General features: G+C 69.6%; 8 protein-coding genes and 1 pseudogene. 6 read left to right on the top strand and 3 right to left on the bottom strand.

The features are described 5' to 3' along the window. The first annotated feature begins 94 nt into the window (after window positions 1-94). The 6 genes and pseudogenes from ABZS80_RS30035 to ABZS80_RS30010 all read left to right on the top strand — a co-directional run bounded on the left by ABZS80_RS30035 (window position 95) and on the right by ABZS80_RS30010 (window position 14302). On the top strand, window positions 95-2026 hold the full coding sequence (locus ABZS80_RS30035) for a hypothetical protein (RefSeq protein WP_355061109.1): 1932 nt from the start codon (window positions 95-97) through the stop codon (window positions 2024-2026). 38 nt (window positions 2027-2064) lie between these two features. Next, window positions 2065-3999, top strand: a complete 1935-nt coding sequence (locus tag ABZS80_RS30030) for a hypothetical protein (RefSeq protein WP_355061107.1) — start codon at window positions 2065-2067, stop codon at window positions 3997-3999. Between the two features lie 624 nt (window positions 4000-4623). Next, entirely contained in the window at window positions 4624-7767 is a 3144-nt protein-coding gene (locus tag ABZS80_RS30025) for an NACHT domain-containing protein (RefSeq protein WP_355061105.1), read from the top strand. Between the two features lie 208 nt (window positions 7768-7975). Continuing rightward, a complete protein-coding gene (locus tag ABZS80_RS30020) occupies window positions 7976-11065 on the top strand; it encodes a patatin-like protein (RefSeq protein WP_355061103.1) in 3090 nt (1029 codons plus the stop codon). 1290 nt (window positions 11066-12355) lie between these two features. Next, a pseudogene (locus ABZS80_RS30015) lies at window positions 12356-13621 on the top strand (discoidin domain-containing protein); the annotation flags it as partial. Window positions 13622-13816: 195 nt separating this feature from the next. Further along, complete coding sequence (locus ABZS80_RS30010) at window positions 13817-14302, top strand: GNAT family N-acetyltransferase (protein WP_355061101.1); 486 nt, start codon at window positions 13817-13819, stop codon at window positions 14300-14302. 232 nt (window positions 14303-14534) lie between these two features. On the opposite strand, the gene ABZS80_RS30005 is transcribed toward ABZS80_RS30010, so the two are convergent. The 3 genes from ABZS80_RS30005 to ABZS80_RS29995 all read right to left on the bottom strand — a co-directional run bounded on the left by ABZS80_RS30005 (window position 14535) and on the right by ABZS80_RS29995 (window position 16934). Next, complete coding sequence (locus ABZS80_RS30005) at window positions 14535-14873, bottom strand: UTRA domain-containing protein (RefSeq protein ID WP_355061099.1); 339 nt, start codon at window positions 14871-14873, stop codon at window positions 14535-14537. An 86-nt stretch (window positions 14874-14959) separates the two neighbouring features. Then, a complete protein-coding gene (locus ABZS80_RS30000; protein ID WP_355061097.1) occupies window positions 14960-16030 on the bottom strand; it encodes a DNA methyltransferase in 1071 nt (356 codons plus the stop codon). Beyond that, a complete protein-coding gene (locus tag ABZS80_RS29995) occupies window positions 16023-16934 on the bottom strand; it encodes a hypothetical protein (protein ID WP_355061095.1) in 912 nt (303 codons plus the stop codon). The genes ABZS80_RS30000 and ABZS80_RS29995 overlap by 8 nt, the downstream gene beginning before the upstream one ends. Window positions 16935-17502 lie beyond the last annotated feature (568 nt).

Raw genomic sequence — 17502 nt, 5'->3', positions numbered from 1 at the left:
ACTTAATCAACTAATTCCCCCTCGACCATGTCCTGGCGGGCGACCGCCGTACTAGACTCTGCGCAATTCCGGCCCCGACCGAAAGGCGGTGCTCATGGTCGCCCGCCGTCACCTCCTGCAGGCCGCCGCGCTCACCGGCGCAGCAGCGCTCCTCCCCTCGGCCCCCGCCCACGCCGAAGCCGCGGCCGAGCCCGAAGGCACCCTCACCGATCTCGGCCCGGCCAGCGTCACCACTCCGCTGGGCAACGGGGAGTTCGTCGGCTCGGTGCTCTACGCCGGCACCCGCGGGCTCTCGCCCAACCTCGTGGGCGGCTACGACCTCACCGCCGACGCCGTCACCTCCCACACCGACATCCCGACCGGCATCGGCGTGTGGGCGATGTGCCGCGTCGGCACCGACGTCTACGTCGGCACCCACAGCCGCTCCGACCTCTACCGCCTCGACACCGTCACGGGCGCGCTCGACAGGGTGGGCACCTACCCGTACCACTTCATCTGGAACCTCGCCTCCTCGCCGGACGGCAAGGTCTACCTCGCGATCTCCGAGCCCGGCCGGATCGTCGAGTACGACCCGGCGACGGGAGTAAGCCGCGACCTGGGCGTGACGGTCGACGGCGAGGCCTACGTGCGCAGCATTGCCGCGGACGAAACCACCATCTACGCGGGCGTCGGCGCGCACGCCCACCTGGTCGCGATCGACCGGGCGACCGGGGCCAGGCGCGACATCCTTCCCGCCGCGCTCGCGGGCCGGGACTTCGTGGCGAGCATGACGCTGTCCGACACCCACCTGGCCGGCGGCATCTCCTCCAACGGCGAGGTGCTCGTGCTGAACAAGGCCGCCCCGACCGATCACCGGGTGCTGACCACGGGCGAGAAGTACGTGACCTCGGTGCTCATCCACGACGGCTACGTCTACTTCGCCGGACGGCCGTCGGGGATGCTCTACCGCTGCGCGATCGACGGCGGAACCGTCGAGACCCTGGGCGTGGCCCAGCCCGAGGCGGCCACCCACCGGCTCCTCGTCCGCGACGGCCTCGTCTACGGCGTGCAGGACGGCGCGATCTTCGTCTTCGACCCCGCCGACCGCTCCCTGCGCTACGTCAACCTGGTGCAGCGCGGCTTCCGGGCCGCGCCCGAGGAGCCCATGTCGGTGCACAGCGACGGGAGGCGCGTCTACGTCGGCGGCAAGGGCGGCGCAGACATCCACGACCTCGCCACCGGCACACGGACCCGGCTGGGCATACCGGGCGAACCCAAGACGGCGCTGACCGTCCGCGACGCCACGTACCTCGGCGTCTACACCCAGGCCCTGCTCTACCGCCACCGTGCGGGCGAGCCCGAGGCCACCCTGCTCGCCGGAACCGGCAACCAGCAGGACCGCCCGCGCGATCTGGCGTACGACGACGCGACCGGGCTGATCGCCATGACCACGCAGCCGGAGCCGGGTCACCTCAACGGGACGCTGGCTCTCTACGCGCCGCGGACCGGCCGGTTCGACACCTACCGGCCCGTCGTCGAGCGGCAGAGCCTCTACGCCCTGACGTGCCGTGCCGGCGTCGCCTACCTCGGCACGAACATCCAGGAAGGGCTCGGCCTGCCGCCGGTCACCACCACCGCCCGGCTCGCCGCCTTCGACCTGCGCACCCGCCGGCTGCGCTGGCAGGTCGAACCGGTGTCCGGGGCGAAGGTCATCCCCGGCCTCGCGCACACCGCGCTCGCCGTCTACGGCATCACCGACAGCGGGGTGCTCTTCGAGTACGACCTGCTACGGCGCCGCGTCACCCGGACCACGAAGGTCGGCGCGCGCGGTTCGGACCTGCACATCGTGCGCCGGGTCGCGTACACCACCGACGGCAACGCGGTCTACAAGATTGATCTGGTGACGTTCACGGTCACGACCATCGTCGACGGACTCGCCGGCCAGTGGTTCGGCGGCGAACCCAAACTCGCCCTGGACCCGTCCCGGCGCGCGCTGTTCGGCCTCAAGGACCGCAACCTGGTCCGCATCGCGATCGCCGGCCGCTGACAGATTCGACACGTCCCTCAGCGAAGAGGAGCAGACGCATGACGCATCTCAACCGACGTAACGTGATTCAACTCGCGGCGCTGTCCGCGCTGGGCGGCAGCATGCTCGGTGAACTGCCGGCCTCGGCCGGCAGCCCGCGCGAGCCGGGGCAGTTCGGCCCGGCGTCACTGAGCGCGGCCATCGTCGGCATGGCCGTCGACGGCACCACCGGGTACTTCGTCACCCGGGGGCAGACGCCGCCGAAGGTGGTCATGTACGACATCGTGTCCCGCACCGTGACCGACGTGGTCTCGCTCGAACGTGGCGACGGCGGCTGGGCCTGCACCGTCTCCGGCGGCAAGGTCTACATCGGCACCTACTCGTTCGGCGACATCGTCGAGTACGACCCGGCGACCCGGACCGCCCGGCGACTCGGCACCATCGGCCCGTCCGGCACGATCGTCTTCGCCGCCACCACGGCACCGGACGGCGTCGTCTACTTCGGCACCTATCCCCGGGGGGAGGTCTGGTCCCTGCAACCGGCGACCGGAGCGCTGACGAACCTCGGGCGCGCCTTCCCCGGATCCCAGTACGCCCGGCTGCTCGCCGCGGACGAGAGCTACGTGTACGCGGGCACGATCCCCTCCCACATCGTCCGGATCAACCGCAGCACCGGGGTGAAGGTCGACATCATGCCCGCCGGCACCCCACTCGACGCGGGCCTCGGCGCACTGGCCGCGGGCGGCGGCCGGGTCTACGCCGCGTCCGCCTTCGGGGTCCACGACATCGCCCACGACGGTTCCGGCTACGTCGAGGTGCCCGCCGACAAGGAGTACCTGGTCGACTCCCTGACCGTCACCGACGACGGTGGGCTGCTCGCCCTGGGACGGCTGACCGGATCGATCCTCCGTCGGGAGGGCGACCGGTTAGTCAAGATCGCCCAGGGCCCGGAAGGCGACGAGGGACGCGGGGTGGCGCTGCTCCCCGACGGAACCGTCTTCGCCGCCAACGGCAGTGGCCGGGTGTCAACCCTCGCGCCCGGCCGGGACACGGTGGAGCAGGACGACCTGACCGACGACGCACGGGCGGCCGGACCCGAGCTCCTCCAGTCGATGTGCGCCGCGCCCGACGGCTCGGTCTACGTCGGCGGGCACTTCGCGATCACCGTGCACAAACCCGCTCGCGGCATCAGCCGCCGGCACCCCGTCGCCGGCGAGGCGAAGGACATCGTCGCGTGGCGGAACGGGATGATCAGCGCTCTGTACCCGAGCAGCGAGGTCATCGACTTGGACCCCCACACGGGCCGGGTGCGCAGCTTCGGCAGGATCGGCAACAACCAGCAGCGGCCCTGGGACGTGGTGCACCACGACCCGTCGGGCCTCGTCCTGATCGCGTCGGCTCCGCGTTACGGCAGCCTGCAGGGCGCCCTCACGCTCCTCGACCCGGCGACCGGGAAGATGGACGTACGCCTCGACATCCTGCCGAACCAGGCGCTGAACGCCATCGCGCTGGACGGGGACCTCGCCTACATCGCCGGAGACACCTGGGGCGGCAACGGCATCCCGCCCTCCGAACCCACCTCCCAGGTGGCGGTGTTCGACATCAGCCGTCGCGAGGTGGTCGACCGGTTCGCGCCGCTGCCCGACCAGCCCAGCATGCAACACGTCGAGGTCCTCAACGGGGTGCTCTACGCGCTCTACAAGCGCACGAGCGGCACGTGGCTCGCGTACGACCTCACCACCCGCACAGTCCTGCGGTCCGGCAAGCTCAGCGGCTACGGGGAGATCGTCGCCCATCGCGGCCGCGTCTACGCCGGGGCGAACTTCGGCGACAACATCTACGAGCTTGGCCCTGGGCTGGAGTCGGCGGTGCCGCTGCACACCGGCATCGGCACCAACTGGTACACGGTTCCTCGGATCGAGCCCGTCCTCGGGGCTCGCAAGGCGTGGACGGCGGTGGATCGGAATCTCTCTCTGATCGAACTGCCCTCCTGACGGGTCGTACCGCGTAGGGACATGGGCGCGACCACCGTGTGCACCACCCAACTCCATCAGAGCACGCCGAGGACGAGCAAGCCGTGCAGCAGGTCCGCGACGGCGCATGCTTCGAGGCCGCTGCCCCTCAGGGCGACTACCAGCCGGATTCGGTGCCCGATTGGCCCTCAATAACGCGAGGAGACAACTGCCGAATGCACGGAGGGTAGCCCGGACGGAGGACGCCGAGAACGTCGAGAGGACAGGAACGGCGCCCTGGCTGGGCATCTGGAGCGGGAGCTGCGTGTTACCCGTCGGCGTCGCCGGCCGATGCAGCCGTAGACCCTCCACCCCACCATCCTCACTGTGTGCCGTCGGCCCCCTCTCGAAGGGTGGCGCGGGATTTACCGGAACCCGGTGCTAGCCCCAGGAACGAGCATTAGCGTGGGCCTGGAGGGGGCTCACTGCCGCTGGCCGGTACCAGCCATGTGGATCATGGGGGTGTCCATGCGTGGGCCGAAACGTGGTCCGGTCTGGGCGGCCCAGTTGTGGATACGCCAGCGCCGGCGCAGGTGGCGTACCCGACGGGAACGGCATGCCGAGCGGAACCGCCGCCGACACACGGACCAGCGGCCCGACCACCGGATGAGCTGGCGGCACCACCGCGGACTGCGGTGGGGGATCGTCGCCGCCGCCGGGGCGCTCGTGGTGTGGACCGTCTTCTCCTTGGTCCTGACGGTCTTCAACAGCGAGCCCGGTTTCCTGCGGGTGTCGAAGTGGTGTGCGGGCGACCAGCCGAGGTCGTACTACTGCGGGCAGGTGGAGGGTTTCGTCAAGGGGCCGCTCATCCTCGCGCTGGGGCTCGCGGTCTTCCTGTTCTGGCGGTATGTCCCGGTCCGTCGCTGGTACGACCGCAACGCCCTGCGCAATCTTCGGATGGTGCTTCCCACCGCCGAACACGACAGCAGAGCGAGCTGCGTCGTAGGCCGGGACGAACTGTGCGAACTGATGGTCCAGCGCCTCCGCGACGAGCAGCGCCGCCGGCCGCTGCTGCTGGTGGGCGGCATCGGCACTGGCAAAACCGCGACCCTGGTGCGCCTCGCGGAGATGCTGTTGGCCAGCGACGTCGTGCCGGTCGGGATCGACCTGCGCTCTGTCACGGACCCCGCGAAGCTGAACTTCCACCAGCTCGCCCTCGAACAGTTCCAGAGGACCATCGACAGCCAGTTGCACGCCGCCGGCGAGGCCGACAAGGTGTGGCGGCGGCTGTGGCTGGAGAACCGGATCGTGGTGCTGGCCGACGGCCTGGAGGAGGTGCTCGCCGACTCGGGCCAGCCCGCCGACCGGGACAGCGTGCTCCGCGAGGCGGTGCGCGGCGCGGTCCGCGAGCGGCTCCCCCTGGTCGTCGCCTCACGGCCGGACGATCCGCTGCGCGGGTTGGACGCGCTCCTGCTGCAACTGGAGCCGCTCTCCACCGGTGCCGCGTTGGAGTACGTGCAGGCCCGCAGCCATCGCTCGGACGCCGGCCAGCACTGGGACCGGATCACCGAGCTGGTCAAGGCCGCCGACGTCGCCGACTCACCGTTCTACCTGCGGGTCATCAGCCAGCTCCACGAAGTGGACCGGCTGGAGCGGGTCGGGCCGACGGATCAGGGCAGGTCTGCGCTGCGCTGGTGGTTGCTGGAGGAATGGTGGGCGGCAATCGTTGCCGGGGATCTGTACGAGGACTACGGCATGCCGCAGACCGAGCGGGCCGACGCCATGGAGGTGCTCTCCGCGCTCGCCTGCATCGGGTTGCGCGACAACCGACTGTCGGTGCGTACGACCGATCTCGTGAGCGGCGACGGAGTGAAGGACGCTGGTCGGCGGTGGATTCTGGCCGAGCTCCGGGCCCGGCTGCACAAGCTCAGTGCCGACAATCCGCAGGACCTCGGGCTCGCCGAGACCACCGGGGAGGAGCTGAACATCGTGGTAAAGCGGCAGGACGGGGTGCGTTTCCAGAGCGGGGTGGTCCAGGCGTACCTCGGCTCGCGCTACCTCACCGCGGCCCTACGCGACGACGGCTTCCTGGAGCAGGCCTTCACCGATAACCACGGCCCCGGACGGGAGCTGCTCGCCGCTCTCACCCTCTACACCCGAAGCGCGGGCGCGTTCGAGCGGCTGGACGGGCGGCGCACGCCACCGGTGGCGCACGGAGCCCTGCTGAGGCTGCGCAACGCTCTCCGACTGACGGTGGGACCGTCCCCGAACGCCCGCGACACGAGGACCACCCGGGACCGGTCAATCGCTCTCGTCCACCGGCTGTGTGCCGCGGCGACCGGGACACGCAACCGCACCCGAGCCCTGGAGCTGTTCGCGGCAGCGCTGGAGATGGACGCCGCCAGCGGACACACTGCGCACCGGAATCTGGCCGACGCCATCCTCGGCGCCTGGGCGAACTACCAGGGAGACGGCTCGGTCACCGACCGTCCGCTCGAGGACGCCAAGGTCGCCCTGGTGCACCGGTACGGCGACGCCGCGCGGCAACTGCGGGACCGACCCCTAGAGCCCACCGGATTCCGGGGACAGCCGCCCACACCGCAGTACCCGCAGCTGTTCCAGATGATGGCGCACGAGACGTCGTACCTTCCCCGGCTGACCGCAGCCCGCCAGATCGCCAGCGGCGGCAACGCCGCGGTCCGCGCATTGCGCGACTTGCTCGACCAGCAGCCGGAGGCGGCAGACACCCAGGGTCGGGAGCGCCTGGAGGAACTGCGCACCTGGCTCGCTCCGCCCCTGTTCCTCTTCACCGACGCCGCACACACCCCCGACGAACCGGACTGGCAGGGCGTGGCGCGGGATACCCTGCGCCGCTGGGTCGACCGCCTGGCCTCCGACTTCCGGGAGGGGGCCCGCGTCTACGAGATCACCCTGGCACAGGGGTTCCGGATGGCCGCGAACTGCCGCACCTACCCAGCGCACCGCAGCGTGCTGATCGAGGAAGCCGAGAAAGCCCTGCGGTACTCCCGGTTCTGGTACTCCCACCTGGTGCTGATCCAGGCGCTCACCCTGCTCGCCCTCCCCCGCGACCCAGGCGAAGCCCTGCGCGAGCGCGGTCACGGTTCGGACCCGCGCGGCCTGGTCGGCTTCTGGACCTCCATCGCCGGGGGCGGGCTCCGCGCCCCGCAGCCCGGCAGCGGTACCGCCCACCCCCTCGTCCTCGAGGTCGCGGACCTGTGCGTCGAGGCGCTCATCGACCGCCATCCCGAGCGGCACTGCTGGCTGGACGAGCGGGAGATTGTCGGGCAGATCGGCTCGGTCAGCCCCCAGCCGGGCATCCGCCGGCACCAGGCCTCCTGGCTGCCGCCATGGCACGGCTGGGCCGTCCTGGAACCGCGGGCTCAACGACTACTGGCCGACGTGATGCTGCTGCTCAACCTCGCCGACCGGGGACGGGACAACGACCAGCGGGCACGCCGGCTCACCCGGGCGAGCCGGGCCGAGCTGCCTCCGTGCCTCACCATCGACCGCACCGCCATGCGGGTCAACCTGAGCCGCCGCCAAGCCCATGACGTACAACCGGGCGCCACCTGCATCGACGACTGCCCGTTCCGGCTGTGCCCGCTGCCGCCGAAGGGAGACGAACTGCCGTACCAGATGGACGAGGCTTTCTGCGCCCATCAAATCGACCTCGTCGGGCGCTCGCTCCGGTCGCCCGGGCGGGCGGACTGGCAGGCGGTCAACCGGCAGGATCTGCGGACGTTCTGGCGGGAGATGTCCGAGCGGATGGCCCCCGCTTGGCGGAAGTAGCCAGCCCGCCCGACCGAGGCGAAGGCCTACCTGTGGTTGCGTGCCGACGCGCGTCCGCAACCGGCAGGAACGCGCTCCGCTGAGCCTGCCGCCGGCGTACGGTATCGGACATGTACGGACGATCCCCCCGAGCGGTCACGCCCTCGCTCGCCCTCACCGTCGGGCAGTAATGGCGAAAACACGTGAGGACCAGGTACGGCCGCGGCCGGTGTCCTCGAACGACGAAGCCGACCGGCAGGACATTCGCCTTGCCGTGGTGATGACCGGTGGAGTCAGCCTGGCGGTGTGGATCAGCGGCGTCACCCTCGAGGTCTTCCGCTTGGCCACGGCGCGCACGGACACGGAATCGCCGTACGCATCGCTGCTGGATCTGCTTCGGGCCGATGTTCGTGTCGATGTCATCTCGGGCACCTCGGCGGGCGGTCTCAATGGCGCCTTCCTCGCGCTGGGTCTGGCCAGAGGCGGGGACCTGTCCGTCATGCGGGACCTGTGGCACGAGCACGGCAGCCTGGACCGCTTGTTGCGCGATCCGTTGACGCGCCGACCGAAGTCCTTGCTCATGGGGGACGACTACTTCCTTCCGAAGGTGAGGGACGCCCTGGAAAAGCTGATCTCCGCCACCAGATCGCCATCGGGCCGGACCGACGATGAACGAGCGCCGATCGAGCTGGTGTTGACCGGGACCCTCTGGCAGGGTCGGTCCACGGCGTTCACCGACGACCTGGGTGTCGGGATCACCGAGACCGACCACGACGCCACCTTCCGGTTCGCCGATCTTCGGGTCGGCTACCGCGACGGACGGCCGGTCAGTGGTGACCTCTCCACCGATGCGGTGCTCGATGAGTTGGCCGCCGCGGCGCGATGCACGTCGTCCTTCCCGGGCGCGTTCGAGCCACACTTCGTGCGGGTGAGCCCTGGAGATCCAGGCGGCGATCTGCGGTGGGAGTCCGCGGCGGGCCGGGCCAACTTCCGGGAGGCCCAGCACGTGGTGGACGGCGGAGTCCTCCTCAACAAGCCGATCCGCCCTGCTCTGGAGGCGGTGTACCGGCAGACCGCCGGGTTCCAGGTGCGCCGGGTACTCGCGTACGTCGCCCCGGATCCCGGCGAGCAGCTCTGCCCCTCCCCCGCCGCCGACTCGCCGGCCGCTGCGCATGCGGACGCCGTCGGCCCGGGGTCGCCGCTCCCGTCGGCCCACGAGGTTCTGCTCGGAGTCCTCACTCGGCTACGCGCGACCGACTCCGTCTCCCGGGAACTCACCGAGATTCGCAGCCGCAACACCACGGTGCGGATGCGCCGCCGGGCTCGGGACCGGTTCGCGACGGCGATGATCGGCGTCGCCGACCAGCTTTCCGAGGGGGCGTGGCCGGCGTACCTGGAGGTGCGCGTCGAGAACGCGGCCAACACGATCGCCCCGCTAATTGTGGCGGGGCAGCGCGGCCGACCCGCCGAGCAGTGGAGCAGGCAGGAACTGCTCGCCGCGCTGCGGCGGCAACGTATGTCGTTCGTCCCGAAGGGCCCTCTCGCGGAAGCGCTTGAGAGAGCCGGAGCGAGCTGGGACTGGGGGCAGACCACCGTCCAGCGCCTGGCCGACATGACCGTCGACCTGCTCAAACGGTCGGTGTGGCTGGCCCACCTCGGGACGCCGGAGCGGACGGCGATCGTGCGATGCCGCGAACAGGCAGCCGACACGCTGAAGGAGATCTACGCAGACCGGGGCGATCTCAACCGCTACTGGTCCACCGCACCGACCCGACCGGCGCAGCACGGCATCGACCCGATGCCCAGGCGCCGGGGCTCGCTGAACCAGACGGCCGACAACCTACCGGAACTCGAACGGTGGCTCGCCGCAGCGTTGACGGCGTGGGACGCCCTACCCGTCCCCGGTGACGGCGTGCGACGGGCCCGGCTCCACCGACAAGCCCTCGAGCTGGCCCGGAGTCTTCGCGAGGTCGCCCCCGCCCTGCGGACGGTGAGCGAGGCAGGGAACGAGGTGCTCGATCCGGACGGCGAGTGGAGGCAGCGACTTGCCGCACTCCACCGGTTCCTCGTCCCGATGCGGGCCGCCGACCAGACGGTGCTGCACAACATGTTGCGCCTCGACGTCGTGCAGCTCGCCTTCACCAGCGCCAGTCAGGAACCGGAGCAGGAGGTGGAGCTCGCCAAGGTCTCGTCGCTGCACCCGGACCGGCTGACCGGCATCCAGCTGCATCACTTCGGCGCCTTCTACCGCGGCTCGTGGCGCCTCAACGACTGGTTGCACGGCCGGATGGACGCGGTCGAACAGCTCATCCGGATCCTGCTGGCACCGGAGCGACTACGGCAATGCCTGCTGGCACCCGGAGCAACGACTTGCGCCGGTCCTCGGCCGGCCCAGACCGAGGCGGTGGACCGGCTGGTGGAGGCATTCGAGCGATGCGCGGTTCCCGACCAGTCGTCGGACCGAGTGTGGTTGGCCGAGCAGTGGGCGCAGGACCGCGCGGCGTGCGAACGAGAGGCGCAACAGATCCTCGCCAACTCGGACGCTCGCTCGTTGAACGCCTGCACCCGTGCCCTCGCCCGACCGATCCAGACCGCGGTGCTCAGAGAGGACCTACCCGGACTCGCTGACGCGGTACGCGCCGAGGGGACCGATCGTGCCAGGACGAGCACAGCGTGGCTGGCGTCCTTCGACGCCGCCAACCGGAAGTCCGGTCAGCAGATGTCAGCCCAGGACCTGTGGCGGTTGTGGGACGAGGCAGCACAGATCGGCAGCGAACGCATCGGGAGCGATGTCGGCAGTGACACCTTCGCCCGAACCATGTCGCACACCGCCACTGTCCTCGCCAACGTCGCCGGCGACACGGCGCGCACCAAGCCGCTGGCCGTGATGCTCTCCGCCTTCCGCGGCTACGCACTCGCCGTCTGGGCGATGGTGGCCCTGCTCACCCGCCGTAGCGCGATGGGTACGCATGCCGTGGAGATCGCCATCGCGGCCGGCGCTGTGCTGCTGGCCGTCTCCCTGCTGGTGCCCGCGGTGCCGGTCGCGCTGACTCTCCTCGCGGTCCTCCTGCTGCTGGCCGGGTTCTCGGCCGCCGCCCTGCTCTCGCCCCGGACCAGGCCGGTCGGCCTGCGCCTGGTCGCAGCGGCGCTCGTCGTCCTGCTCGCACTTGGCGGCATTCTGTGGTGGGACTGGTCCCGCAACGGCGCGGCGCTGATCTGGAGCCTGTCGATCAAGCTTGGCGTCACGCTGCTCATCGTCCTGCTCGGCTGGTGGGTGGCCCGCGCACAGCCCCCGAGGTCCGGCCGCGACCGCGGATAGGCCACTCCGAGCCGACCCGCAAGACTTTGAGGACGCGGTCATGGCGATCGATCCGTCTCGGTGCACCCCCGGGCGTCCACGGCGCCGGCGTCAAGGCCAGGCCCTACCGGGTGGGCCTACGGCCCAGCCTTGACCCCGACGCCGCACACACGCCTGCCTCGGACCATACCGGAAGACGGGCAAAAGGATGTGAGCAGGTCAAAACCGCAGCCTTGACCGGCCCCGCTCCTTCATGGATGACGTGATGCGACATGACGAGGTCGTAAGGCAAGTCAGGCTATATGACTATCCGTCGCTTCGCCCTCCAGTCGCAACAGATCCGCTAATCGGCATTAGTGCTCGAACGTAGCCTCATGAAGTTGCTGGAACAGCGGGGTTGGCGACAGGAAACCTGGCGGAACCCTTACGGGACAAGGGGTTTCCAGGAGCTGCCCGTCGCGTGACCGAAAACGGTGTTGTTCCAGATGCTGATTCCGGCTGTCGCTCCGCTTGTTTTGTGGCGGATGGGCCTTGACCTGCGCCGATAGCAGGACCACCCTGACCTGCGTCCGGGCATCGAGCCCGGAAAGAATAGCGATTGAACGGCAACCACGCCACCGACAATCGCTACTACGCGTGCGCCGAGCACTCGATTATCTAGGAACGTCGGGCCAAAATCCTGCACCAGATGTCGAAGCAGACGGTCAAGACCACGGACGACCAGACCAACGGCAGCCTCGTGGTGGACGACGAGGCCAAGAGCCCGCCCCGCTTGAACATCTAGGCCCGGTGAAAGGCGGTTCACACGGACGCTTAGTGCCGCTCATCCGATTTTGATAGATAAAGGTGATCGTGATTCCTATGTATATACGTAATCTGTTCCGTTTGTTCGTGGCGTTACTGGCCTGCATGATCGGTCTGTCGGTCGCCACACCGGCCTGGGCCCAGCCTCAGATCCCCCTCTGGCAGGAGCAGGTGGGACGCACTGCGGAAGGCTTCCCACAGAACTGCCAAGTGCCCGGCAACGGTCCCTTTGTCGGCTTGGATGTGTGGACCTTCGACCTGCCACTGCCCGAGCAGGGCGAGTTCACGAGCCTGACCCTGTCCTTCTGGACGCTGGAAGGCCAACAACTACCCCCGATCAGCGTTCCCGGACCCGACGGTGACATCATCCATGGCACGCCGCTGGCGCGGGTCAGGGTGCAGGCCGGGGTGCAGATCATCAGCGGCAGCGCCGAGGTCACGGGCAACCCCATAGGCGACTTCACCGTGAGCTCGACGTGTTTGGCGGTTCCCCCCTCGCCCGACGTCAATCTCGCGTGGAACAAGCCTGCGACCGCGGACAGCCAGTGCGCGCCGACCGAAGGCCCGGAGAAGGCAGTCAACGGTGGCTGGTACGGCGCGTCGGACAAGTGGTGCTCCAAAGGGGCCAGCAAGTGGCTGCGCGTCGATCTCGGATCCAGTACGAACATCAGGCAGTTCGTGGTGCGTCATGCTGGCGCCGGTGGGGAGCCGACGTCGTACAACACCCGCGCCTTCAACATCCAGGTCAGCGCCGACGGCATAACGTGGACGACGGCCGTCACCGTGACCGCGAACACAGCGAGCGTCACCACCCACGACGTGACGGCAACCGGCCGGAACGTCCGCCTCAACGTCACCACCCCGACACAGACCACTGATCCCTCGGCCCGCATCTACGAACTCGAGGTCTACGGCGGGGTCAATCTCGCGCTGAACAAGCCCGCGACCGCGGACAGCCAGTGCGCGCCGACCGAAGGCCCGGAGAAGGCAGTCAACGGTAGCTGGAGCGGCGCGTCGAACAAGTGGTGCTCCAAAGGGGCCAGCAAGTGGCTGCGCGTCGATCTCGGATCCACTTCGACCATCCGACGGTTCGTGGTAAGCCATGCTGGCGCTGGCGGGGAGCCCACGTCGTACAACACCCGCGCCTTCAACATCCAGGTCAGTGCCGACGGCACAACGTGGACGACGGCCGTCACCGTGACCGCGAACACAGCGAGCGTCACCACCCACGACGTGACGGCAACCGGCCGCTACGTCCGCCTCAACGTCACCACCCCGACACAGACGACAGATCCCGCGGCCCGCATCTACGAGCTGGAGGCCTACGGCCAGGCCGGGTCACTGCCGCCGGAAGTCAATCTCGCGCTGAACAAGCCTGCGATCGCCGACAGCCAGTGCTCTCCGACCGAAGGCCCGGAGAAGGCAGTCAACGGCAGCACGGGCGGCACGTCGAACAGGTGGTGCTCCAACGGGATCGGCAAGTGGCTGCGCGTCGATCTCGGATCCCCAGGAGGCCCGCTCGTGAACATCAGGAAGTTCGTGTTGCGTCATGCTGGCGCCGGCGGCGAGCCGGCATCGCTGAACACCCGCGCCTTCAACATTGAGATGAGCGCCGACGGCATACAGTGGTGGACAGTCGTCACCGTGACCGCGAACACAGCAAACGTCAGTACCCACTACGTGGACGCATTTGGCCGCTACGTCCGCCTCAACGTCACCACCCCGACACAGACCACTGATCCCTCGGCCCGCATCTACGAGCTGGAGGCCTACCCACCATCGTGATGTGCGATGTGCGCATTCCTACCACCAACGCGTGACTGGGAATCTAGCTCCCGAATCGGGACGCTGCCGATAGCCGCTGATCGGTTCGGTGTGTGGACATGACGGAGAGCGGCCACCGCCTGATCATCGAGATCAATCAAGATCCTTGATGTGGAGCGGTGGCCGTGGCCGGCGGCATCGGCCGTGGTGCTGCCGATGCTCCCTGCGTTGGGGGTGTGGGCGGTGCCGGCGGAGGCGGTGTCGGCTGCGGGCGGTGCCGCCGGTGGCGGCTGGGACGGCGGCGGCGCAGGCGCGGGCGGCTTGGGTCTGCTGGTTAGCTGCTGGACCGCACTGATTATGGCCGGTGCCGCGCCGATGACCGCCGGGATGATCGCGGTGAGCGCGGGGGCGATCTGGGCCTCGTCAATGCCCGATCCGCCGGATCACCAGATCCTACGTCCGGAATCCTCAGCGCAGGTCCACACCGTTGTCGCCGGTGACGCGCCCGACCAGGGTGTTGGTGCGGCACTGCTCGATGCGGCCGAGAAGTGGGCGGTGACACACGGGATCGCCTACCTGTCCGCAGGCATTCACCACCGGAACGTCGGCGCCGTGCGGTTCTATGGCCGACACTGGTTCGCAGATTCGGGCATCTCGCTAGTGCGGACGCTTGACCGCGTGACGCACTGATCTCGGCACGAGCGGATGCTGACCGGGCGCGCGATCTGCGGCAGATCCGGATGCGCACGCCTTGCTGCTCGGCGAGTCACTACAGCAGGTCCAGCAGCGTTTCTATCCGTATGGCCAAGAGCAAATCCATTGGGCCTTCGATGCGGATACTGACCACCCCGCTACCCGGTGGCCATCCGGTATATGGGGGCTATCGCCAGACACCGCTCAAGGCGGTGCCGAAGGGTATTGATCAGGGCCGATTGGTGATGGAGGCTCGGAAGCGGTAGCAATCCCCTCGGTAGACCTGGATGGTCAGCTCGATCGGGCGGTCTGCCTGGTTGAAGGTCAACTGGGTCGCGACGAGCATCGGAATAGTGTCACCGATTTTGAACAGTTCGATCTCTCGTGGCTTCGGGTGGCGAGCTTCGACCGAGTAATCGGCAACGCGCGGCAGCTGTGGCGGGTCCGCCGCGCGCAGGGTGGCGTACAGCGAGGCGATGTTGAAGTCGGTCTCGGCCAGGGCAGGGCAGGCCGCCAACGGGAGCCGGTTGCACTCGAGCACGACCAGCAGGTCGTCGAGGAAGCGCAATCGATCTTCACGTTCACTCCGGCCACGGGTCCCCGCGGCACGATACTGACAATCGAGGGCAGCACGGGCGCACCCGTGCCCGCCCCTCATGACGGTGGCTCCTCGGCGACGCCGTGAACGGGGGCAGCCCTCTGCGAAGGCGAGCCGTCAGGAGGCTCCAGTTGCGCATGAGCGGCCTTGGGTTCGCCGGAGCGGGCGGATATCGGCGGCCGGCGGAAGATCAGCACGTCCTCGTGGGTGATCAGGTGTAGCGGGGTGCCGCCGGTGCGGGCCTTTCGCACGGCCTGGAGTTGGAAGAACGACGGCCGGGCAACGAGGTGCCCGCCGCGGACCGCGGCAAGGAGGGCGACGCACCGCTCGGTCGGGACCAGGCCGGCGCGCAAACCTGCGGCGATGACCGCGGACGGCAGGTCGACGAGCTGGCCGTTCTTGCGCCAGGGTCGGGCGGTGACCACGACCGTGCCGCCGGGGCGTAGCAGGGCGGCGCAGCCGGTCAGGATCTGTTCGAACCCGTCGGTGAGGCCGGTGAGGTCGCGGTAGGCGAGGTTGCCGCGGTCGGTGCCGTATGTGTTGTCGAACTTGGCGACTCCGTCGGTCCCGGGCCGGACGAGGCCGTGGACGGTAGGCCCGTACGGGGGTGAGGTGACCACGAGGGCGACCTGCCCGGCGAGGCCTGCGGGCAGGAGGGCGGCCAGGCGGGTGGCGTCGCCGCGGACCACGGAGGCGCGGCCGGTGGCGCCCTGTTGGTGGGCGTGGGTGATGTTGGCGTCGGCGATGTTCGACCAGCGTGGCTCGTACTCGACGCCGATGGCGTCGCGGCCGGCGTGGATGGCTTCGACGAGGGTGGTGCCGATGCCGCACATGGGATCGAGGACGAGGTCGCCGGGCTGGGTGTAGGCGGCGATGGCGTGCGCGGCGATCGCGGGGAGCATCCGGGCGGGGTGCTTGACGGACTCGGGGACGTAGCGGCCGCGGCGTTGCACCGGCCCGGTCTGCTGCGCGGTGGCCCACACCGACAGGCGCTGCGGTTGGTCCAGTGCCCGGTGACGTCCGCTGCTCTCGCGGTGACCGCCGTCCTCGCCGTGCTGGCCGGGGTAGGCGTCCTCGGCGTCGCCGGGCTGGCCCTGGCCGGGTGGGAAGGGGGTGTGGTCAGCCACGGCGGTCACCGCCCTCGCGGCGGCGCCGGTTCGCCTGCCCGGTGGTCCATCCGGGTACCGGGCTGAAGACCAGGAGGTCCGCGTGGACTTTCAGGTGCGCCACCGTCCACCGAGCAGGGCTGGCTTGCTGGGCGATGGTGAGGAGTTCCTCGTCCGTTACGTGGTAGATGAAGGCGTCCCCTTCGGTGTCCGCGGCGACGGCGACGATGTGCTGCAGGTAGCCCAGGCCCACGGACGCGGCGGCGGAGGCCACCGGGGTGAAGTCCTCCGGCCCGGTGGCCGTGGTGGTGGGGACGGTGATGACGAGGACGAGGCAGCCGCCGGGGCGCAGGAGGCTCGCGCAGGCGGTCAGCAGCCATGCGAGCCGGATCCGGTTGGTGGTGTCGGCGGGGTCGAGGGGCCAGCGGGCCACCACGAGGCTGGTCGCCTCCTGCGGTGAGGTGCCGTGGCGGGCCGGGGTGGTCGGGTCGGTGGACGGGGGCAGGTCGGGGTCGGTGAGGTCGTCGCCGAACCAGGCGGCCATGTCCGGCAGGTCCCCCTCGGCGGGCGGCGCGGCCGGGTCGGGCGGGGTTGGTGCGGTGGCGGGGCCGATGATGAGGCTGGAGACGTCGGTGAACCAGCCGGGGTGGTGTCGGCGGCGGCCTGCGTGGCAGATGTCGGCCAGGGCGTGGTCGTCGGTGAGGTCGACGATCGGGTCGCCGGGGCGGCTGTAGGCGGAGACGAGCCGGTAGGCCAGCCGGGCGCCGATGCTGCGGCCGGTGTCGGCGTCGGTGCGGGCGGTGCGCCACACGCTGACCGGTACCGGTGGGTCACCGGTGACCACGTCGGTCAGGGTCGGGTCGGCCTCGGGTGGGTCGACGGACTGGACAGGGTCGTGGGGGTGTTGCGGCGTGTGCTCGCTCATCTGGATGTGGGCTCCGCGCCGCGCCGTGATGCGCTGACACCCTCAAATCGGCGGTTGTCAGCTGTGGCGGACACCCCTTCCGTCTGACGGAGGTCTGACAGCACCGCCCGGTCGTGGAAGCGTGGAGCCCCTGGATCGGTCAAACGCGCCCGGGCGGCCGTCGTGCCCGCCCTGACCGAAGGTGACGGACAGCCATGGCGGCAGCGGTGGATGCCGTTGGGGTGGCCGCCGCTGTCAGACATTCGCCGGGTCGTGGTCGCCGCGCGCGTGTCAGGTTCAGCGCGGCGCGGCAGCCTCGTCGGCGACCGTCACGTCTGTCATCCGTCGGTGCCGCTGTCAGACCTGGTGCGGCCGCCGTGTCAGACGCCTGGCCACGTTCCGCCATAAGCGGCGGTGTCCGACAGCGGAATGCTGTCAGAGACGGCCACGGCGGCACCGTGCGATGGTCAGACCGCTGTCAGGTTCGGTTGAGGGGGCGGCGAGGCTGTCAGGTCCGCCGACGCGGCTTGTGTCACCACCGAGCTGGCGATGTCGACGAGCAGGTCAGAGCCGGCTTGTCAGGCCGGTG

It is taken from the genome of Micromonospora sp. NPDC005305, from assembly GCF_040607315.1.
GTDB lineage: Bacteria > Actinomycetota > Actinomycetes > Mycobacteriales > Micromonosporaceae > Micromonospora.
The sequence above is the reverse complement of the archived record's forward strand: the minus strand, read 5'-3'. Positions and strand labels throughout refer to the sequence as shown.